Origin of the sequence: Henriciella barbarensis, from assembly GCF_003576345.1 — a bacterium.
GTDB classification, from domain to species: Bacteria; Pseudomonadota; Alphaproteobacteria; order Caulobacterales; family Hyphomonadaceae; genus Henriciella; species Henriciella barbarensis.
The window spans coordinates 1,032,829-1,051,408 of record NZ_QWGB01000005.1 but is presented as its reverse complement, the minus strand read 5'-3'; the positions used below and the strand labels follow the sequence as shown (position 1 = coordinate 1,051,408).

17 protein-coding genes are annotated in these 18,580 nt (G+C 59.6%); 7 read left to right on the top strand and 10 right to left on the bottom strand.

Annotated elements, in window-relative coordinates:
* Nucleotides 1-9: 9 nt before the first annotated feature.
* Genes mutT through D1224_RS08120 form a run of 3 tightly spaced genes read right to left on the bottom strand, consistent with a single transcriptional unit; the run spans nt 10 to nt 2,668 of the window.
* On the bottom strand, nt 10-414 hold the full coding sequence (gene mutT, locus D1224_RS08130) for an 8-oxo-dGTP diphosphatase MutT (RefSeq protein ID WP_119379386.1): 405 nt from the start codon (nt 412-414) through the stop codon (nt 10-12).
* Nucleotides 411-1,661, bottom strand: a complete 1,251-nt coding sequence (argJ, locus tag D1224_RS08125) for a bifunctional glutamate N-acetyltransferase/amino-acid acetyltransferase ArgJ (RefSeq protein ID WP_119379385.1) — start codon at nt 1,659-1,661, stop codon at nt 411-413. Before argJ ends, mutT begins: the two co-directional genes overlap by 4 nt.
* Complete coding sequence (locus D1224_RS08120) at nt 1,658-2,668, bottom strand: peptidylprolyl isomerase (RefSeq protein ID WP_119379384.1); 1,011 nt, start codon at nt 2,666-2,668, stop codon at nt 1,658-1,660. The genes argJ and D1224_RS08120 overlap by 4 nt, the downstream gene beginning before the upstream one ends.
* A gap of 190 nt (nt 2,669-2,858) precedes the next feature.
* On the opposite strand from D1224_RS08120, the gene secA reads away from it, so the two are divergent.
* On the top strand, nt 2,859-5,657 hold the full coding sequence (gene secA, locus D1224_RS08115) for a preprotein translocase subunit SecA (protein ID WP_119379383.1): 2,799 nt from the start codon (nt 2,859-2,861) through the stop codon (nt 5,655-5,657).
* Nucleotides 5,658-5,746: 89 nt separating this feature from the next.
* On the opposite strand, the gene D1224_RS08110 is transcribed toward secA, so the two are convergent.
* Both D1224_RS08110 and D1224_RS08105 read right to left on the bottom strand, forming a co-directional pair.
* The gene (locus D1224_RS08110; protein WP_119379382.1) at nt 5,747-6,952 is read right to left on the bottom strand and encodes a mechanosensitive ion channel; all 1,206 of its coding nucleotides are present in this window, start codon (nt 6,950-6,952) and stop codon (nt 5,747-5,749) included.
* Nucleotides 6,953-7,016: 64 nt separating this feature from the next.
* Nucleotides 7,017-7,925: a GNAT family N-acetyltransferase gene (locus D1224_RS08105; RefSeq protein ID WP_119379381.1), complete on the bottom strand. Its 909-nt coding sequence runs from the start codon at nt 7,923-7,925 to the stop codon at nt 7,017-7,019.
* A gap of 232 nt (nt 7,926-8,157) precedes the next feature.
* Here D1224_RS08105 and D1224_RS08100 point away from each other — a divergent pair, with 232 nt between their 5' ends.
* The 4 genes from D1224_RS08100 (at nt 8,158) to zapE (ending at nt 12,904) form a co-directional block, all read left to right on the top strand.
* Nucleotides 8,158-8,601 carry a DNA-binding transcriptional response regulator gene (locus tag D1224_RS08100; RefSeq protein WP_119379380.1) on the top strand — a complete coding sequence of 148 codons (444 nt, stop codon included), beginning with the start codon at nt 8,158-8,160 and terminating at the stop codon, nt 8,599-8,601.
* A 166-nt stretch (nt 8,602-8,767) separates the two neighbouring features.
* The gene (locus D1224_RS08095; protein ID WP_119379379.1) at nt 8,768-11,053 is read left to right on the top strand and encodes a putative bifunctional diguanylate cyclase/phosphodiesterase; all 2,286 of its coding nucleotides are present in this window, start codon (nt 8,768-8,770) and stop codon (nt 11,051-11,053) included.
* A 71-nt stretch (nt 11,054-11,124) separates the two neighbouring features.
* The gene (locus D1224_RS08090) at nt 11,125-11,742 is read left to right on the top strand and encodes a rhomboid family intramembrane serine protease (RefSeq protein WP_119379378.1); all 618 of its coding nucleotides are present in this window, start codon (nt 11,125-11,127) and stop codon (nt 11,740-11,742) included.
* A 4-nt stretch (nt 11,743-11,746) separates the two neighbouring features.
* Entirely contained in the window at nt 11,747-12,904 is a 1,158-nt protein-coding gene (zapE, locus tag D1224_RS08085; protein WP_119379377.1) for a cell division protein ZapE, read from the top strand.
* Nucleotides 12,905-12,957: 53 nt separating this feature from the next.
* Here the strand turns inward: zapE and rpmE are convergent, their stop codons facing one another.
* On the bottom strand, nt 12,958-13,176 hold the full coding sequence (rpmE, locus tag D1224_RS08080) for a 50S ribosomal protein L31 (protein ID WP_119379376.1): 219 nt from the start codon (nt 13,174-13,176) through the stop codon (nt 12,958-12,960).
* A gap of 124 nt (nt 13,177-13,300) precedes the next feature.
* On the opposite strand from rpmE, the gene D1224_RS08075 reads away from it, so the two are divergent.
* Nucleotides 13,301-15,142, top strand: coding sequence for an ABC transporter transmembrane domain-containing protein (locus D1224_RS08075; RefSeq protein WP_119379375.1), 1,842 nt, complete (start codon nt 13,301-13,303; stop codon nt 15,140-15,142).
* Between the two features lie 9 nt (nt 15,143-15,151).
* Here the strand turns inward: D1224_RS08075 and D1224_RS08070 are convergent, their stop codons facing one another.
* Together D1224_RS08070 and efp are read right to left on the bottom strand one after the other, a co-directional pair.
* Nucleotides 15,152-15,964: an inositol monophosphatase family protein gene (locus D1224_RS08070; RefSeq protein ID WP_119379374.1), complete on the bottom strand. Its 813-nt coding sequence runs from the start codon at nt 15,962-15,964 to the stop codon at nt 15,152-15,154.
* A gap of 13 nt (nt 15,965-15,977) precedes the next feature.
* Nucleotides 15,978-16,544, bottom strand: a complete 567-nt coding sequence (efp, locus tag D1224_RS08065; protein ID WP_119379373.1) for an elongation factor P — start codon at nt 16,542-16,544, stop codon at nt 15,978-15,980.
* A gap of 144 nt (nt 16,545-16,688) precedes the next feature.
* On the opposite strand from efp, the gene D1224_RS08060 reads away from it, so the two are divergent.
* Entirely contained in the window at nt 16,689-16,955 is a 267-nt protein-coding gene (locus tag D1224_RS08060; protein WP_119379372.1) for a DUF4282 domain-containing protein, read from the top strand.
* 104 nt (nt 16,956-17,059) lie between these two features.
* Here D1224_RS08060 and thiE read toward each other — a convergent pair whose 3' ends face one another.
* Together thiE and D1224_RS08050 are read right to left on the bottom strand one after the other, a co-directional pair.
* Nucleotides 17,060-17,725, bottom strand: a complete 666-nt coding sequence (gene thiE, locus D1224_RS08055; RefSeq protein ID WP_119379371.1) for a thiamine phosphate synthase — start codon at nt 17,723-17,725, stop codon at nt 17,060-17,062.
* Nucleotides 17,726-17,781: 56 nt separating this feature from the next.
* On the bottom strand, nt 17,782-18,567 hold the full coding sequence (locus D1224_RS08050; RefSeq protein ID WP_119379370.1) for a glutathione S-transferase family protein: 786 nt from the start codon (nt 18,565-18,567) through the stop codon (nt 17,782-17,784).
* Nucleotides 18,568-18,580 lie beyond the last annotated feature (13 nt).

The following is an 18,580-nucleotide window of genomic DNA, read 5'->3' as shown; positions in this document are numbered from 1 at the left end:
GAAGTCCTCTCAATACCTTCGGGCCAGCTCCTCGAACAGAGGAATATCGGCAGGCGGGGCCTTATAGCTGGCCAACTCAGCCGGTTTGACCCAGGCAATCTCTTGTCCCTCAAGACCGGCAAGTTCACCCCGCCAGTCCCGCACCTCGTAAAGTGGCATCAAAAGGTGAAAATCCGGATAACCAAAACTCGCAAAAGTGATCGGTTGGAGCGCGGACGGCTCGACCGAGATCTGGAGTTCTTCCTTCAATTCGCGGCAAAGCGCCTCTTCAGGCCGCTCTCCCGGCTCCAGCTTGCCACCCGGAAACTCCCAGAGGCCCGCCATGGATTTGCCTTCCGGGCGCTGGGCCAGAAGGATTTCGCCGCTTTCGTTGAAGATCGCGGCAGCCACCACCAGCAGGACTGTCCCGCTCATGTCCGGTAAGCGCCGTTGATGTCGACATAGCCGTGGGTGAGATCGCACGTCCACACCGTCCAGGACGCGTCACCTGCCGCAACGTCGACCTTGATGGAAATGTGGTCACCCGCAAAATGTGCGCTCGCCACGGCCTCGTCATAGCCCGGCGCGCGCATGCCGCCATCGGCGACCAGATGTTCGCCAAACCATATCTGCATCTCATCCCTGGAAATCGGCTCCAGCGACTTGCCGACCGCCATGACAATACGGCCCCAGTTCGCATCGCCAGCGGCGAGCGCGGTCTTGATAAGGGGCGAATTGGCGATGTGCATCCCGATCGTCTTGGCTGACGTTTCCGAAACCGCATTTTCGACGCAGATTTCGACGAATTTCGACGCTCCCTCGCCATCCTTGACCAGCTGCTGGGCAAGATCGCGGAAGACCTCCATCAGTGCCGTACGGAAACCCGCAAGGCGCGGGTCATCCGCATCCTCGATCATGGGGGCGCCAGAGGCCCCTGTCGCAAACAGCATACAGGTGTCGGAAGTCGACGTATCGCCGTCCACAGTGACTGAATTTAACGTCGGATCGACCGTCTCGCGCAACAGCTTGTCGAGCAGCTCTGGCGCAATGGCGGCATCGGTAAACACATAGCAGAGCATGGTCGCCATGTTCGGCATGATCATGCCAGAGCCTTTGAGAATCCCAGAGATCGCAACGGGTGTGCCGTCTATTTCGCAGGTCGTCCCGGCCCCTTTCGGGAAGGTGTCGGTGGTCATAAAGGCACGCGCGCATGCCTCCCAGTCGGCGGGGCCAAGCTTGCTCTCAAGCTCTGGCAGCATCTCGCCAACGAAATTGGGGTCAGCCAGCGGCTCCCCGATCACGCCGGTCGCCGCCAGAAAGCAGGCCTCTTTGGGGAGGCCCAGCGTCGTGGTCATCGCGGCGAGCGTCGCTTCGTTCTTCAGGAAACCCGCTTTGCCCGTAAAAGCGTTCGAATTACCGGAATTCGCAACGACCGCACGGCCCCGGCCGCCGCAGGCTTTCAGCGCTTCGCGGCACCATTCAACGTCAGCAGAGGCCGTCAGTGACCGTGTGAACACGCCAGCCGCCGACGTGCCTTCGGACATCAGGAACAGGAAGACATCGTCGCGCTGGACACCTCGCCGCGTATAGAAGCCGCGCGAGGCTGTTGACGCCTGTACGCCTTTGACGTGTGGAAGCGCTGGGAAGCTGGCGGGCGCAAACGGTGAGGGGGTGAGCTTCACTCTACAGTCTCCGTCTCATCATCGGCCGCCGGGGCAGTGCCGTCGTCTGCCGCATCATCGGCGGTCTCACCGAGATCGAGGTCATCCTCATCGCCCTGCCCAGCCTCACCTGCCGCCGCCTCGCCAGCTTCTTCTGCAAGGTCACGCGCGATCATGCCGCCCTCGCGCTCTTCAATGTCGGCATTGGCGCGCAGGGTCTGCAGGATCTGGCTGATTTGCGTGAAGGTGAGGTAGGTCACGATTTCAGGGCGCATTTCCTCACGCGTCTTGGGCGGGCGCGTGCGGCGCTGCTCGACCTTGAGAATGTGCCAGCCCTGTTCGGACTGGAAAGGCTCTGAGATTTCGCCCGCTGGCGTATCGGCGATCACAGCCGGGAACGGATCGACCATCTCGTTTGGCGCGACCCAACCGAATGAACCCCCGTCAAGACGCGTGCGGGTATCTTCGGAGAACTCAAACGCCAGCGCGGTGAAGTCTTCACCGGCGCGCGCCTTTTGCAGGACAGTCTCGGCCTCTTCCTGCGTGGCGAGCAGGATGTGGCGGATGCGCACTTCATCATCGAGCTGCTGCAGTCGGACCTGTTCTTCATACATCCGGTCAATGGCGTCCTCATTCACCTGCGTGGCGACGAGATCTTCCATGAGGAAATTACCGAGCAGGCGTTCGCGCGCGGTTTCGAGACGGCGCTGGGCAGCCGGCGTACGGTCGAGACCGCGTCGCACCGCTTCCTGTGCAAGCAGGCGCTGATCGATCAACTGATCGAGGACAAGCTGATAATCTTCATGCTCTGGCCCGAAGGAGTCGCCGGGCTCAATACGGCCTTGCGCGACAGCTTCCAGCTCCACATCGGAGAGGTAGATCGGGTCACCGTTTACCCTTGCGGCAGCGGACGCATCGAAACCAACCGGCCGCCGGATGCCGTTTTCCGGATCACTCTCGCTACACCCCGCCAGGACAAGGCCAAGAGTGAGTGTAAGAGCTGGAATTGAGAACCAGTGCCTATGCATGCCTAAGTCCTTGTGTTCGTGGTACAGCCGTCCGCATTGACACTATTTGGCGGCGTTCTTAAGTCTCCCGCGGGGACTGGTCGAGAGGTTTAGTCACCCGTGGCACGGCCCTTTTGCGTGCCCCTCCTGCACATGGTTTCTCGTCAGGAGGCATCCTTCAAGTCAACAGCGCAGATTGGTGCTTGTTTCCATGCTCTCCCTTGCCCGCAAAATGTTCGGTTCCGCCAATGACAGAAAGATCAAGCCGATGCGCAAGAGCGTCGAGCGGATCAATGCTCTGGAGCCGCAAATGCAGGCGCTCTCCGATGAGGAGCTGAAAGCCAAGACTGCAGAATTCCGCGAGCGCCTCGACAAGGGCGAAACGCTGGACGATCTTCTGGACGAAGCCTTCGCGGTCGTGCGCGAAGGTTCGGTCCGCGCGCTCGGTATGCGTCACTTCGATGTGCAGCTGATCGGCGGCATGGTGCTTCACAAGGGCGCCATTGCGGAAATGCGGACCGGTGAAGGCAAGACGCTGGTCGCGACGCTGGCCGTCTATCTCAACGCGCTCGCCGGCAAGGGCGTGCACGTCATTACCGTGAACGACTATCTTGCCAGCCGCGACGCCGAATGGATGGGCAAGCTTTACGGCTTCCTCGGCATGACGACCGGCACCATCGTTCACGGCCTCAATGATGGTGAGCGCAAGGCCGCTTATGCCTGCGACATCACCTATGGCACGAACAATGAGTTCGGCTTCGATTATCTGCGCGACAATATGAAATATTCGCTCGACCAGATGGCGCAGCGCGGTCACGCCTATGCCATCGTCGATGAGGTCGACTCCATCCTGATCGATGAAGCGCGCACCCCGCTGATCATTTCCGGCCCGACCGATGACCGTTCGGAGCTTTACCGCACCATCAACGACTTCATCCCGCAATTAAACGACGAGACCGATATTGAGCTCGACGAGAAGCAGCGCTCTGTCATCTTCACCGAAGAAGGCATGGAGAAGATGGAGCGGATGCTGGATGAGGCCGGCATGCTGGATGGCAACCTCTGGGACCCGCAGAACGTCTCCATTGTCCACCATTCCAACCAGGCCCTGCGCGCACACAAGCTGTTCCACCGCGACAAGCAGTATTTGATGAACGATGGCCAGGTCATGCTGGTCGACGAGTTCACGGGCCGCATGATGGAAGGCCGCCGCCTCTCTGAAGGCCTGCACCAGGCGATCGAGGCCAAGGAAGGCGTTGATATCAAGCCAGAGAACCAGACGCTGGCCTCCATCACCTTCCAGAATTATTTCCGGCTCTACAACAAGCTCGCCGGTATGACCGGCACGGCCATCACCGAAGCGGCCGAGTTCGCAGACATCTACAAGCTGGAAGTCTTCCAGCTGCCGACCAACAGACCGATCCAGCGCATCGACGATGATGACGTCGTCTACCGGGTCGCCTCCGCGAAATATCAGGAAATCGTCAAGGAAGTGCGCGATGCCCGCGCCAAGGGCCAGCCAATCCTGCTGGGTACCGCCTCGATCGAGAAATCCGAGATTATCTCCACCCTGCTCACGCAGGCGAAAATCCCGCACAAGGTGCTGAACGCGCGCCACCACGAAAAGGAAGCCGAAATCATCGCCGATGCCGGTCTTCCCGGCGCTGTGACCGTCGCAACCAACATGGCTGGCCGTGGCACCGACATCCAGCTTGGCGGTAACCTCGAAATGCGCCTCTGGAAGGCCGTTGACGAGTTCAAGGAAAAGCACGGCCGTGAGCCTTCCCGTGAGGAAGAAGAGGCCATGGAAGCCGAGATCAAGACCGAGATCCAGGCTGGCAAGAAGGAGGCGCTCGACGCGGGCGGCCTTTTCGTCCTTGGTACCGAGCGCCATGAAAGCCGCCGGATCGACAACCAGCTGCGCGGCCGGACAGGCCGTCAGGGTGACCCGGGCAAATCCAAATTCTTCATCTCCGTCGAAGACGACCTCATGCGTGTCTTCGCGGCTGAACGCCTGAACTCGATCATGAAGAGCCTCGGCATCAAGGAAGATGAGGGCATCACCCACCCCTGGATGAACAAGGCGATCGAAACCTCGCAAAAGAAGATCGAGGAACGCAACTTCGAGATCCGCAAGAACGTCCTCAAATATGACGACGTCATCAATGATCAGCGCAAGGCAATCTTCGAACAGCGCCGCGAGTTCATGAACGCCGGACAGGTCACAGAAGAAGTGACCGACATGCGCCACGACATTATCGACGAATGGGTCGAAGAGGCGATGCCGGAGAAGGCGTTCGCTGAGCAGTGGGACGTTGAAGGCCTCACCGAAACGCTGAAGAATGAGCTTGGTCTCGACCTGCCGATTGCCGAATGGGCGTCCGAAGAAGGCGTGGCCAATGCCGAGATCGCCGAGCGTGTGCGCAAGGCTTCCGACGAAGCATTCGAGCAGAAGGTAAAGCTCGCCGGCGCTGACCAGATCCGCAATGTCGAGAAACAGGTTCTGCTCCAGGTGCTCGACAGCAAGTGGCGCAACCACCTGCAGCAGATCGACCAGCTGCGCTCGGTCATTCACCTGCGCTCATATGGCCAGCGCGATCCGCTGAACGAGTTCAAGGAAGAGGCGTTCAAGCTCTTCAACGAACTGCTCAGCACGCTGCGCCATGAAGTGACGCGCATCCTGATGAATATCCGCATCACGCCGCCATCAGACGAGGCCCAGCGGGCAGCCGCCCGTGCGCGCGATGAAGAAGCGCTCGCCGCAGCGCGTGCCTCTGTCCTGTCGCGTGAAAGCCTGCGTGAAACGCACCTCAATCCCGATACGGGCGACAATGAGATGACCCCTGGCGTCGTAGAGAGTCCGAACGATCCGCATGATGGCCCACCCCTGCACCAAGCAGAGGATGACTGGTCACAGACGCCGCGCAACGCGGCCTGCCCATGTGGTTCTGGCAAAAAGTACAAACACTGCCATGGCTCACTCAGCCCTGCAGGGACGCGCAGCGCTTAACGCGCTTCAGCGCAAAATAAAGTGACAATGGAAAAAGGCCGCCCCGGATGGAGCGGCCTTTCTTTTTTGATTCAGGTCAGCTTGCGCCTTTACGGCGTGCCGTCCTTGCGGCTCCACTTCTCAAGCTGCCTGGCGAACCATTCACGGCCACCCCAGCCAAAGCCGATGCCGCACGCAATTGCGAGGCCGATGGCAGCGCCCATAACGAGCATTTCGGCGACATTCAGTACAAACTCGCCACCCGTCGGGTCCAGCTCCATGCGGGAAATACCGAGGATGGTGGCGAGGATGATGATCGCCCACTTCATGACCTTCGCAACCGTATCGCTTGCGCCATCACCGGAAGAAGCCATGGCACCGCTCACGATGCGGGCGATAACGACACCGGCAAAGATGATGATCGCGCCGAAGACGATCGAAGCAGCCAGATCCAGCACCGTATAGGTCGCATTGGTCAGCACTTCGAACTCAAGCGCACGCATGGCCTGTACCAGACCAAGCAGCACGATGAAGAACAGTGCGCCCTTGGCGATCACGTTCGACGCCGTCATGCCAGAGTCTGCACCCTTGAGGATACCAAGCTCAGCCACAGCAGAATCGACACCGAAATTCGGCAGCGTGCGCAGAATGAGGTTGTGAACGAAGCGGCCGATGATAACGAAGACCGTCAGCAAGATTGCGGCGATGAGGATGTTCGGGATTGCGCCGATGATCTCGTTAAGCATTGCCGTTGCGGGCACAGAGATCGCCTCGATCGCAAGTACATCGAACGCTGCGATCGCACCGAGAATACCGACAATTGCGGCAAGAACGGTTGCCGTCACGCCCGAAATATTGACCGGGCCGTCAGCAAGCCCGAGCCGCTCTGGCACAGGGTCCGCGAAAACGAAAACCGCCTTCACTGTCTTCTGCACGACGTTTGCAACGATGATGAAGACGATGAAGATCAGGATCGCGCCAAAGATGTTCGGCAGATAGTTGAGCACATCGCTCAGCATGCCGTTCAGCGGTTGCACGATCTGCGTCAGCTCAAGTCGTGTAAGCGCTTGAATGACGCCGATCAGCATGATGATCCAGAAGGCGGCTATACCGAGACTATCACCTAGTGACTTGGTCGCCTTGCCATCCGGGTCAGCCTGTCCCTTGCCGAAACCGGTCTTGTTGACTGCGGTCGAGATCGCCCATTTGAACAGGAGGCCGATAATATAGGCCCCGATCAGGATAAGCAGGGCGAAGAGCACTTTCGGCCCATAGTCCTGTACCTGTATGACTGTGTTATTCCAGAATTCTTCCATGTTCAGCCCTTTCGCTTTTTTGCGCGCGCCAACTCCACTGAGGAGTTGTGCCCATAGGACTCAACTATGGTTGGGGGTCAGAGTTCCCAAATTCAGCGTCTGAATTTTCGCTTAGTGTATAGGACACGTGGTGTTTCAGTGCCTCGGTGACCTTGGCAGCTTCCCCCATCAGCGAATAGGTCGGGATCGTTTTACCGAGTGTGAGTTCAAAGCGGGCGCGCTTCTTGTTCAGAAGCTCGTGGAAGAGAGTAATGTCCCGCAACTCGCCATTGATCTGACTGAGGCGATAGAAAAGTCGTGAGTTTTCAGCTCGCACATTCATCGGCACAATTGGCGCACCCTGTTTGCGAGCAAGGCTCACTACTGTCGGAAACCAGGCCTGTTCAGTCAGCACCCCGTCGACTTTTTTCGCGAGCTTGCCAGACGGGAAAATCACGACGCATTTCTCCGACTCGAAGGCCTCGGATGCGCGCCTCAACGTCTCACGCGTTTTGGCAGGGCTACGCTTGTCAGCAACCCATTCGATCGGGATAATCGCATCCTGAAAACGCGGATTGACCCGGATCGCGTCCGCATTGGCGAAGAACACGACATCCTTGCGTCTCTGGATTAATGCATCCCAGACGGCGACTCCGTCAGCAAGGCCGGTGGGATGGTTCGCGGCTACGACACACCGCCCACGTTCTGGCAGGCGGTCCAGATGTTGAATGTCCAGCTGAACATCGAGCTCTCGCGCAAGATAATCAAACGATTCGCGCCCATTGAGTGTCATCAGCGTGTCAGCCATCTCCCGCGCGCGTGCATAACCGAGCATCTTGTAGAGGACGCGCCGCGTTAATGGCCAGGACCAGTGCGATACAAAACTGGGGCAACGCTCCGCAATCAGCATGTCGACGATGTGTTGATCGCTTTCCTCGACATCGCGGAGAAACGCTGAACTATTTTCTGCTTCGTTTACAGTGCCATCAGGCATTTTAGCTTCCTTACCACAGCACCAATCAGGCTACTTCCCCGGCCAGCATTGAACCTATCACGGAATATCTTCCGTATGCGATCTCCTCTTGCGGTAACCAGATCAGGGGAGCCGTAAACACTTCGGCAAGTTTCGCTTTACCAAGCTGAAAGGCATGGGTGTCAAAGTGCCTTCATTGAGGGAGAACGCAGCGTTCGGTTCAGAAGGCGTTCGGCACACAGGGTAGAGCTTTATGAAAGTATTGTGGATCGAGGATCACGAGCCAGTGCGCGACATCCTGGCTGTGGCTGCTGACAAGGCAGCCCGCGCCCGCGTCCAGGTGGATCTCGTTCTCGCCCACACCCTCATGGAAGCAGAACGCCGCCTTCGCCTGGAGCGTTTTGATCTCGTGATCACGGAACTCACGCTGCCCGACAGCTATGATGGCGACATGACGATTGCGCGGCTCGCCAATATGGGGCCTCACCGTATCGCCGTTGCCTCGGCCAATCCGGACCGCGACACCATTGTCGAGACCGCACTGCGCTGTGGCTGCAACATCGCGCAGGCGCCGATCTTCAAGGCCAGCCTGCCATACAACCGTTTCATACAGCGCCCCGAAGCCATGCTCGATTTCTTCTTTGAGCAGATGCCTGCGCCAGATGGAAAAAGCGCCGCCCGGATCGTCGCCGCCTAGAAACCTCGAACTGACACAGTTTTCAGATGCGTTACGCGGCGCAGACCTCGTGCGCCGTCATGATTACTCCCAGGTTTTATCGATTCGGTAAGATTGAGCGCGCAATTTGGCAGCCGTCAAAGAATTGATGTCTATATACTAGCTGGGTGAGAGGAAGAGTGATTGTATGGAAGACGGTGGAAGATCTGAATCCGCCAGTGCCGGCCGTTGGAAGTCCCTGCGATGGTCTCTTCGCCATCTGAACCATACGCGCGTTCAGCAACTTCTCGTACTCTTCTGTGCCAGCGCCATCATCATCACCATGGCGTCCATCATTCTTTCAATGATTGCCGCCGACAACTATCCGCTCGGTGTGATGGCCGTTGTCGATGCCGCCACCTTTGCCTGCCTGGGCGCGGCAATGCTTCTCGCGACACAGAAACGAACGCTCTCACTGTCCATCCTGCTTGTCTGCATGAGCATCCCGACCAACCTGATGGCGGAAATTCTGCTTCATGGGGCCGGTGCCTGGATCGGCTTGATGCTCCTTGGCCTCAGCCCCTTCATGCTGGGCCTGCTCGCACCCTTGTGGATGGCATCACTCTACAGCGTCGGCCTGATCGTTTTTTACAACTACTACCTGGCAGGCCTTCCCGGCGAAGCTGTCGTCTTTACCGGCCGTGATGAAACCTATCTCACCGCCATGGCGCTCAGCATTATCACCGTCGCGAGCGCCCTGGCTGCCATCCTACCTAAAAAAATTACCGGCGCCGCCTACGCCTCGCTCAACCAGGCCGCACAAAAGGAAAGCACCCTGAAAGAGCGTTACGCGCAATACGCAACGCTTGCCTCTGACTGGCACCTCGAAATCAACGAATTCGGCATCGTCACCGACTTTTTCGGGCCAGGGCATGCCGCTGGCTGCAACTGGAAAACCCTCTTTTATGACTGGGAAGAGCAGGCCCACATCTTTCACGAAGCCCTCGCTTCGCGAGCACCTTATGAGAAGATCCGGGCATATCTGCGCGTGGGCGATCTCTCCCGCCGCGTGGAGTGTACCGGCCATCCAGTTTTCCACCCGGACGGTAGTTTTGCCGGCTACCGGGTGATTGCGCATGACATTACCGACAAGGCAGAGGCCGAGGAGAAACTGAAAGTCCTCGCCATGTGCGACAGACTCACGGGCCTTAAAAACCGCCACGCTTTCAATGAGTCCGTCGAAGCGCGCCAGTCCCAGACTGATGACGAAGAAACGGCCGTCATCTGCATCGATCTGGACAACTTCAAGAACCTGAATGACCGACAGGGTCATGAAAGCGGCGATGCGGCGCTCGCAGAGCTTGGCTTGCGCTTTCGCGAGTTCGAAGAAGCCATCCCCGGCCTCGAAGTCTTCCGGCTCGGCGGCGATGAGTTCTGCGCCCTCCTGACAACGCGGTGGGACCCCGAACGCATCCACTGGCTCGCCGAACAGTTTGCCGAAGCCGTCTTCCGCCCGATCAGGATGGAAGACAGGGTAGTTGATATGGCCGCCTCCATCGGCGCGGCCTGCACCGGTCCGAACAAGACGCTCGCCAATACGCTGGAGCGCGCCGATGCAGCCGTTTACGAGGCAAAGTCACTCGGTGGCGGTCAGTGCATTCTCTGCGCGGGAGAGATCGAAGTCCGGCTGGAGCGGCGCCTTGCAATCCGGCGTGATCTTGCGGCGGCGATCGCGAACGGCGACATCCGGATGCATTATCAGCCCATCTTTGAAGTCCGCACGGGCGCCTTGAGCGGCGTGGAAGCCCTCGCTCGTTGGGCACACCCTGTTTATGGCAACATCGCGCCCGACGAATTCATCACTATCGCGGAAAGCAGCCGCTCTATCGTCAAGCTTGGCCAGTACACCTTGCGGCGAGCCTGCAATGAGGCACTGGCGTGGATGAACACACACGGCGCCGCAATTCAGCTCAATGTAAACGTCTCGCCCATGGAGATCATGAGCGAAGGCTTCATCGACTCGCTTCTCGCCATTCTCGAGGAAACCGGCTTCCCGGCAAAGCTGCTTGAACTCGAGATCACTGAACGCGGCATGTTTGAGGATATGGATGTGTCCCGCACCCGGCTGGACACCATTCGCGAGCACGGCGTCGGCATCTCGCTCGATGATTTCGGTACAGGCTATTCCTCACTCAGCCGGCTTGAGACCCTGCCGATCGACCGGATCAAGGTCGACCGGTCATTCCTCACCCAGGCCGTGGAGAGCCGACGCGCGCAGAAGCTTCTGGCCCTCATATCCGGCATTGGCGGCATCATGGACGTCGACATCGTCGCAGAAGGCATCGAAACCGAAGACCAGCTTAGATTGGTGCGGCTAGCAGGCTTCGCCAAGGCGCAGGGCTATCTGTTCGGCAGGCCCGCCCCGATCAGCGAACTCCGCGCTGCCAACTGGAAACCCATGGAAAGCGAACCTGCACTACGCCAGAGCGCCTGATAGCAGGCTGGCGACAGGCCGCGGCGTATTTTCTGGTTCTTTTCCTCCGCGCCATGCGATAGGCGTCGGCCATGGACCAGCTTTCGATTTTTCCCGCCACGCTGATACTGATCGCGATCAATGTCCTCGTCAGCATCTATGGCTGGCTGAACCAGCAATTCCTGCTGAAGAACCTCTTCGACGTTGGCGCGATCCGGGAGAAGCGCGAATATCACCGGCTCGTCACGTCAGGATTTCTGCATGGCGGCGTGTTTCACCTGCTCATCAACATGTTCGTCCTCTTCCAGTTCGGTCGATACATTGAGTACCAGCTGGGCACGCCTGCCTTCGTCTTTGTCTATTTCGCCGCGCTTCTGGGCGGTAATCTCTGGGCGCTGCTGGAGAACTTCCGCACACCAGACTACCGCGCGCTTGGCGCTTCGGGGGCAACATCAGGCATCATCCTGTCGTTCTGTCTGTTCCAGCCTTTTGCGATGCTGCTCTTCTTCATCATTCCGATGCCAGCCATCGTTTTCGGCATTCTCTTCATCGTCATCAGTGTCATCCTGGCTCAGCGCGAAAACCGCATCATCGGCCACGAAGCCCATATTGGCGGGGCCGTTTTCGGCCTGATCGCGACGATCGTTATCGCCCCGGAATCACTCTCCATCTTCTCCCAGCAGGTGGCGGGCGTGCTAGGAGGGGGCTGAACGAATGAGCGTTGAACAGGCCTATCAGGCGCGGGTTGAAGCAGGGCAGCTGAATGAGGACAGCGCCCAGCGTGAGGCGGCCCGTAAGCTGGACAGCGTGCTTGAACGGCTGAGCGAGGCAAAGCCTGCAGGGCTTTTCCGCAAGGAAACCAAGGTGAAGGGCCTTTACCTCTGGGGCGGCGTGGGGCGCGGCAAGTCCATGCTGATGGATCTCTTCCATGACCTTTCGCCAGTGAAGGCTAAGCGCGTCCACTTCCATGAGTTCATGGGCCGGGTGCATGATGAGATGAATGCCTGGCGCGAGATGAGCGAAAGTGAGCGCAAACGTGCCGACCACCGCGTCAAAGGCGCTGGCAGCGATCCGATTCCACCCGTCGCCAAGCTGATTGCTTCAGAGGCCAAGCTGCTGTGCTTTGACGAGTTTCAGGTGACCCAGATTGCGGATGCCATGATCCTTGGGCGCCTGTTCGAAAGCCTGTTCGAGGCCCGCGTCACTGTCGTTGCGACCTCCAACCGTCACCCGGATGATCTTTACAAGCATGGCCTCAACCGCCAGCTCTTCGTCCCCTTCATCCAGCGCATCAAGGATGAGTGCGATATCTTCGAACTGGTCGCCGAACGCGATTACCGGCTCGAACGTCTCACCGAAGCGCCTGTCTGGCATGTGTCTGAGAGTGCGGCTGAGCGAGAGGCAACACTGGATGAAGCTTTCGAACGCCTGACCCTTGGTGCGCGCCCGAATTCGTGCGTGCTACACGTTAAAGGCCGCCAGCTCAAGGTCAGCCGCGAGGCCGCAGGCGTCGCTCGCTTCTCATTTCCGGAGCTTTGCGCCCGCCCGCTAGGCGCGCGCGACTATCTCGCTATTGCGGCGACCTTCCACACCGTCCTGCTGGACGACATCCCGCTCCTGTCACGGGAGAAGCGCAATGAAGCGGCGCGTTTCGTCGCCCTGATCGATGCGCTTTATGAAGCGCGCGTCAAACTTGTTGCGACGGCCGAATCTGAACCTGAAGCCCTTTATCCTGAGGGCGATGGAAGCTTCGAGTTTGAACGTACGGCCAGCCGCCTCTTCGAAATGCGCTCGCGCGATTATCTCGCGCTCGAACACCGCACGCCGCCGCGGGCCGAAAACCTTGAACCAGAAACCGAGACGCAGGCATAAAAAATCCCCGCGCCTGGCGGGGATTTTCAGAACGTGTCTGTTTGAAAGCTGGCTTAGACGCCGAAGCCCTTGAACTTGTCCTTGAAGCGCGAGACACGGCCGCCGCGGTCCAGCTGCTGGTTGCCACCAGTCCATGCCGGGTGCGAGCTGGAATCGATGTCCAGCGTCAGGCGGTCGCCCTCTTTGCCATAGGTCGAACGGGTCTGATACTCCGTCCCGTCAGTCATAACGACGGTGATGAAGTGATAATCGGGATGGCCTTCGGCTTTCATCGTCTCTAGTCCTCGCGTCAGCGGCCACCCTGCGCGGATTGGCCTCTGTGAAATTCGGAAAGCGGGGTCTTAGTAGATTGAGGCCCGGCCCGCAAGGGGCCGAGTGCCAAGGAAGGTGCAAGAGATGAGCGAGGCAACAAGCCAGATCAGCGATGACCGTCGCGAAACGCTGCCGGACCAGGGCGGCGCGGACCGACCGAAGGCCCGGAGCGTGAAGCCGCTGGCGCTGCTCTGGCCCTATGTGCGCAAGCATCTGACGCTAGTTTTCGTCGCCCTCTTCTTCCTTGTTGTCTCCACGATAGCAGCGCTTTCAATCCCGTGGCTGTTCGGGCGCGCGGTCGATGCTGGAGCAGGCGGCGCAGACGGGGCCGCCCTTCTCGATACGATCGACCGGTATTTCCTCTACGTCCTGCTCGCCGCCGTCCTTATGGGCATATTGAGCGCGCTGCGCTTCTATTTCGTGTCCCGTTTCGGTGAACGCGTCGCCGCTGACCTGCGCACGGATCTATACGCCAAGCTTCTCAGCCTTGGCCCTCGCTTTCATGCGGGGATGCGTTCTGGCGAAAGCGTCTCGCGGCTGACCGCTGACGTTACCCTGATCGAGCAGTTTCTCGGCACCTCTGCCTCACTTGCGACCCGCACCATCCTGTCGACGACCGGCGCGATCGCCATGATGCTCATCACCAACTGGAAGCTTGGTGGCACGCTCCTCCTGATGATCCCGCTTGCCATGCTGCCGGTCATGATCATCGGTCGTATCATTCGCGGCGCCTCCAACCGGGCGCAGTCGCGCCTTGCGGACGCTGGCGCTGAAGCATCCGAAGCGCTGGATGCGATTGAGCTGGTGCAGGCCTATGGGCAGGAGAACCGCCGCGAGAAGAGCTTTTCTACGGCCGTGGAAGCGGTTTTCCAGGCGGCCCTCAAGCGTATCACCGCCCGTGCCTTCATGATCCTCGCAGTTTCCATCATGCTACTCGGTGGCATGGTCGGTATCTTGTGGCTCGGTGCCCGCGCAGTGGCGACGGGTCAGATGACACCGGGTGAGCTCACCCAGATGATCCTGTACGCCTTCTATGCAGGCTCTGGCTTCGGCATGCTGGCAGAGGTCTGGGGCGAGGTCATGCGCGCGGCTGGGGCCAGTGATCGTGCCAGCGAGATCCTGCGTGAGACGGCAGAAATCCTGCCTCCGCAAGCCGCAGCCCCTATCGCCTCTCCTGTGCAAGGGCATCTCGTTTTCGACGCTGTCGATTTCTCCTATGGCACCGAAAACACCCCCGCCCTGAAAAGTTTCACCCTGGATGTTCAGCCGGGCGAGTTCGTGGCCCTTGTCGGCCCGTCTGGCGCAGGCAAGTCCACAGTTTTCCGCCTGGCGCTTCGCCTGTTCGACCCTCAATCGGGCAATATCACCGTGGATGGCGTGGAAGCGCCCGAGACCGACCCGGCCGTCTGGCGCAGTCAGTTTGCCTATGCCCCACAGGAATCTGCCCTTTTCACCGGCACGGCGCGAGAGAATATCGCCTTTGGCGCGCAGGGCGGGGCAGCGCCTGATGGTGAACTAATAGACGCCGCCCGCATGGCCGAGGCCTGGCGCTTTCTTGAAGATCGCGGCGGCCTCGACGCTGAACTTGGCCAGAAAGGCCGCAGCCTCTCGGGCGGTCAGCGACAGCGCGTTGCCCTTGCCCGCGCGCTTGTCCGCCGTGCGCCGATCCTGTTGCTGGATGAGGCAACCTCTGCCCTCGACAGTGAAAGCGAAGGTCTCGTGCAGAAAGCCATCGCGGCCGCCGCTGAAGGACGCACCACCCTTGTCATCGCGCACAGGCTCTCGACCATCCGGCGTGCCGACAGGATCATCGTTATGGATGATGGCCGCATCGTCGAACAAGGCAGCCACGACACGCTCGTTAAAAAAGGCGGGCTTTATGCCCGCCTCGCTGAAATGCAATTTGCGGCCGAAGCCGCCGAATAGGCAGCTCCGTCAGCCGCCCATGAAGGCCTTCGCCTTGCGCAGACGCTCGCGCAGCTTTGGCATGAGCGGCTCATTGGTGGCGAGGATGTTGCCGGTGTCCAGTACGTCGCCGCCATCGATCTCTTCGACATAGCCGCCCGCTTCGCGCACCAGCACGATACCGGCAGCAATGTCCCAAGGCTTGAGGCCGCGCTCCCAGAAGCCGTCGAACCGTCCCGCTGCGACCCATGCCAGGTCCAGCGCTGCAGAGCCATTGCGGCGAAGACCTGCCGTCACTGGCGTCAGTGAACCAAGCTCGCCCGCAAACAGGCGGTGCGCTTCTGCGCCGCGTCCAACCCACGGAGAACCCATGGCAAGTACAGCCTCTTCGGTATTCTTGCGCGCTGCCACGAGCAGTTTGCGCTGGTCGAGCCAGGCGCCCCGGCCAGTTTCGGCCCAGAAGATCTCATTCTTGGCGACGTCATAGACGACACCGGCCAACAGCTTTCCTTCACGTTCAAGACCAATCGACACGGCATAGTGTGGCTGGCCGTGGAGGAAGTTCAGCGTGCCGTCCAGCGGGTCGACGATGAAGCGGTTCGACTTGTCCGACCCTTCGACGACGCCGCGCTCTTCCATGAGGAAGCCATAGCCCGGCCGCGCCTTTGTCAGGCTGTTATAGATGATTTGCTCGGCGCGGTGGTCGGCATTGGAAACGAAATCTGCAGGGCCCTTCTTGGACACTTGCAGGTTTTCGACTTCCCCGAAATCGCGCGCAAGCGAGCGACCCGCCGCGCGGGCTGCGGCGATCATGACGGTTCCGACGGGTGAGGGTTTGGACATTCAGTAAGCCTGTCTAGTCAGCGCGTCTGAGGTAGGTGGAATCTTCGGTCTGAACGACGATGCGCTCACCCTGGCCAACGAATGGCGGGACCATCACGCGGATGCCGTTTTCGCAGGTTGCCGGCTTGAAGCTGTTGGCTGCCGTCTGGCCTTTAACAACCGGTTCGGTCTCTTCGATCGTCAGGATGACCTGGTCCGGAAGGGAAATGCCGATTGGCTTATCTTCATAGAATTCGATGACGACGACCATTTCGCTCTGAAGGAAGGCTTCCTGTTCACCGATGAAATCCTTCTGGATCTCGATCTGCTCGAAGGTTTCCTGATCCATGAAAGCGTGTGCTTCACCGGCGTCGTAGAGATACTGGTAGTCTTTCTGCTCAAGACGGATTTTCTCGACCGTCTCCGATGAGCGGAAGCGCTCATTCAGCTTGGATCCGTTGATCAGATTACGCAGTTCGACCTGGTTGAAGGCGCCGCCCTTGCCGGGCTTCACCGAGTTGGTCTTGACCGCGCGCCAGACGGTGCCCTGATGTTCGATCACGTTGCCCGGCTTGATTTCATTGCCATTGATCTTGGCCATGCGCGAATTTCCTGTAAGTCGACGATGGGCGCGAGGTAGCCGCGAGAGCCGCCATGGTCAAGCTGACAAGGGCCGCTCCACTGGACACAGACGCCTGCCTCTGCTTGTTTCCGCCGCCTCGAATATGCCTTACGGAAGTCTTTCATGAACTGGTTGTCGAATTTCCTGAGCTTTGAAAAGCCGCTGGGTGAGCTGCTCACGCGCCTGCTCTTCTATCTGTTCATCATCTTCATCATCTGGCGCGGTGTGGAGACGCTCGTCTTCTATCTCACCTATTTCGGTGAGAATTTCGGCATGGCCCTCTGGGGCATCCTGAAGACCCCGGTCGTCGTGATCGTCCAGCTCCTGATGCTGCGCGTCTTTACAGAGGCGGTGCTGGCCGTCCTGCGCCTCGACAAGTCGCACGAGTGATCGCCGGCCCCGGCTCGTCCTGAGCGAAATCGAAGGATTAACTGGTACCACGATTCAAGGCGCCGATCCTGAGCGAAGTCGCAGGACGCGCGCCTTGTGCCGCCCTAGGATGCAGCCGAGGCCTCATCGAGCGCCGCATTGAACGCGCGCACGGCCGCGGCAGGTCCATCCGGGTGCGCCCAGACCCCTGCGCTCACAGCAAGGAAGTCCGCCCCCGCCACCGAAAGTTCTTTTGCGCGTTCTGGCGTGATCCCGCCAATTGCGACACAGGGCAGCTCCATCACGTTCTGCCACCAGGTCAGCAGGTCCTTTTCAGCGGGTACAGTGTCGGCCTTGGTCTCGCTTGGGAAGAAGGCGCCAAATGCGACATAGTCCGCGCCTTGCTCGCCTGCTTCCATCGCAACATGGCGGGAATTCTTGGCTGTCGCACCAATAATCGGCTGCTTGCCAAGACGCTGGCGGGCCTCCTTCACCTGCATGTCGAGATGCCCCAGATGAACGCCGTCAGCCCCCACCCGTGCGCAGACATCGACGCTGTCATTGATGATCAGGGCGACATCATTCGCACGGCAAACTGGCAGCAATGCGCGCGCCAATGCTTCAGTCGCCGCTTCATCCAACACGCCATCAGGCTTGATCCGCACCTGAAGACTGGCAATGTCGCCGCCTTCGAGCGCGCCTTCAAAAGTCTTCACGAAAGCGTCGACATCCGCGACGCTGGAGGGTGTGATGAGGTAAAGGCGCGTACGTTCGCGTTTGATATCGGTCATGGCGCCTACCTAGCGCCTTCCCTGCCCCGCGCAAAGCCTGCCTAGCTGAAGCCGACCTAGCTAAAGTCAGGCGTGAAGCGGATATTGTCCTTCTCGATTCCCTTGAGGACCACATCGAGACCGCCCGATTTAATCATCCATTCCAGACGGTGGTCGCGATATTCGCGCTTGAAGAGGCCTGCTTCGACCGCGCCGCTGACGTCCTGCATGCCAGACACCGAGGCGATGGCCTCCTCAGCACTTTTCGAGACGCTGCTCCGCGCCATGGCCTGTTTATGCCAGGCTTGAAGCTTGCTGCCTTCAGCTGGCGCAAACCCCATACCTGCAGAGCCGTTGATATACGGCACCACGGAAAGATCGCCCCAACCGAAAGTGTCACCATTGAACCAGTCACGGTCGCCCAGCTCCCGCTCCAGCCAGGCATGCAGTCCGGCGATCTGTTCGCCTGCGCGCGTCATGATCCTGTCTTTCAACTCCCCGGCGGCCCGCTTGAAATTATTGAGCTCACCCAGGCCCCAGTTGATCGGCTCATAATGGCAGTCCATCACGTCCTCGATGAGGCGCACGCGGGCCCGGTCCAGAGGCGCCGCCGGCAGCATGGGCGGGGTCGGCCACTTGTCCTCGATATACTCGAGGATGATCGTGGAATCGAAGATGGCCGCATCGCCATCGCGCAGAAATGGCACCTCGCCGCGCGGATTGCCTGTCATGAAATCATCCGGCGTCGTGCCCGTGCCGATCCCGGCAGGCAGGCGCGTCTCGAAATCGATCCCTTTTTCACGCAGGGAGATCTTCACTTTCTGCGCGTAGGGCGAGAGCGGGTGCTCGTAGACGATCAGCATGTGCGGCGGCCTC

Coding starts and splice junctions, on each gene's coding strand:
- mutT (WP_119379386.1), bottom strand. CDS start 414: ATGAGCGGGACAGTCCTGCTGGTGGTGGCTGCCGCGATCTTCAACGAA.
- D1224_RS08120 (WP_119379384.1), bottom strand. CDS start 2,668: ATGCATAGGCACTGGTTCTCAATTCCAGCTCTTACACTCACTCTTGGC.
- secA (WP_119379383.1), top strand. CDS start 2,859: ATGCTCTCCCTTGCCCGCAAAATGTTCGGTTCCGCCAATGACAGAAAG.
- D1224_RS08110 (WP_119379382.1), bottom strand. CDS start 6,952: ATGGAAGAATTCTGGAATAACACAGTCATACAGGTACAGGACTATGGG.
- D1224_RS08105 (WP_119379381.1), bottom strand. CDS start 7,925: ATGCCTGATGGCACTGTAAACGAAGCAGAAAATAGTTCAGCGTTTCTC.
- D1224_RS08100 (WP_119379380.1), top strand. CDS start 8,158: ATGAAAGTATTGTGGATCGAGGATCACGAGCCAGTGCGCGACATCCTG.
- D1224_RS08095 (WP_119379379.1), top strand. CDS start 8,768: ATGGAAGACGGTGGAAGATCTGAATCCGCCAGTGCCGGCCGTTGGAAG.
- D1224_RS08090 (WP_119379378.1), top strand. CDS start 11,125: ATGGACCAGCTTTCGATTTTTCCCGCCACGCTGATACTGATCGCGATC.
- zapE (WP_119379377.1), top strand. CDS start 11,747: ATGAGCGTTGAACAGGCCTATCAGGCGCGGGTTGAAGCAGGGCAGCTG.
- rpmE (WP_119379376.1), bottom strand. CDS start 13,176: ATGAAAGCCGAAGGCCATCCCGATTATCACTTCATCACCGTCGTTATG.
- D1224_RS08075 (WP_119379375.1), top strand. CDS start 13,301: ATGAGCGAGGCAACAAGCCAGATCAGCGATGACCGTCGCGAAACGCTG.
- D1224_RS08070 (WP_119379374.1), bottom strand. CDS start 15,964: ATGTCCAAACCCTCACCCGTCGGAACCGTCATGATCGCCGCAGCCCGC.
- efp (WP_119379373.1), bottom strand. CDS start 16,544: ATGGCCAAGATCAATGGCAATGAAATCAAGCCGGGCAACGTGATCGAA.
- D1224_RS08060 (WP_119379372.1), top strand. CDS start 16,689: ATGAACTGGTTGTCGAATTTCCTGAGCTTTGAAAAGCCGCTGGGTGAG.
- thiE (WP_119379371.1), bottom strand. CDS start 17,725: ATGACCGATATCAAACGCGAACGTACGCGCCTTTACCTCATCACACCC.
- D1224_RS08050 (WP_119379370.1), bottom strand. CDS start 18,567: ATGCTGATCGTCTACGAGCACCCGCTCTCGCCCTACGCGCAGAAAGTG.